Source organism: Agrobacterium sp. O3.4, assembly GCF_041414895.1.
GTDB classification, from domain to species: domain Bacteria; phylum Pseudomonadota; class Alphaproteobacteria; order Rhizobiales; family Rhizobiaceae; genus Agrobacterium; species Agrobacterium cucumeris.
In genome coordinates this window covers 1-829 of the sequence record NZ_JALPZP010000025.1, presented here as the reverse complement: position 1 = coordinate 829, position 829 = coordinate 1, and the positions used below count along the sequence as shown (strand labels likewise).

Annotated in this window: 1 protein-coding gene; it reads left to right on the top strand. The window is 57.4% G+C overall.

The genetic code is table 11. The features are described 5' to 3' along the window. The coding region (locus M0412_RS26415) for a hypothetical protein (protein WP_142843699.1) at positions 1 to 829 on the top strand (829 nt) is incomplete at both ends.

The window sequence follows — 829 nt, the reverse complement described above, 5'->3', positions numbered from 1 at the left end:
CGAGCCGAAGGAGCTTCATGATATCCGGACCGGCACCTTCGCGGTCGGGACAAACAACCAATACTTCACGAACCTCGACTTCGTGAACGGCATGCTGCGCGACCAGTCGATGTACACGTGGTATCCGTTGCTGCTGACGTTCCAGGATGAGCGATTTACCCTCGAGCAGTGCTGCGCACTCGTGCACCGCTTTGACTACGCATACAGCAACTATCTGCGCTACAGCGGCTTGCAGGAAATGGGCGCTTTTGCCGAAGCGATCACCAAATATCTTCCGACGGCTGGTAGCCGCGACGAGGCGGTTGAGGCCGTCAAGGCGTTCCTGGGTTACCTCAACCGTTTGGCCGCCTGGTCATTCCATTACTTCCCTTGGAGCATCGGAAAACATCTCACTTACGAGACCCCGGAAGGTTCCATCGCGGCCCTGGCCGATCCCTCTCGGCGTGTTCAGATCCGCGACGGTCAAAAGGTACGGCTTACCTGGGAGCCGCTGGGCATCAGCGTCATTGCCTATCTCGCGACGAAGGAAAACCCCGAACTCTGCAACGACCTTATTCAAGCTCTGCCCTTCACGGTTGTTCAGGACCATGCCGTTGTCAGCGGTGAATCCATGTACGCGTGGGCGCCTGTCGTGAGCACCGCAAAGGTTAACGTCAAGGAACGGCAGTGCGATGCTCCGGTCGGCCGTATCCGCTATTCCCAGGGCACCGGCAACAAGGTCATCGTCCAGTATGGTGAAGTCACCGAAGATATTGCGACACCGGTTCTCGGTGAGATCCTGCCGGAGTATGCCGACGATATCTATAAGGTTGGTCGCGCTGTTCTGGAA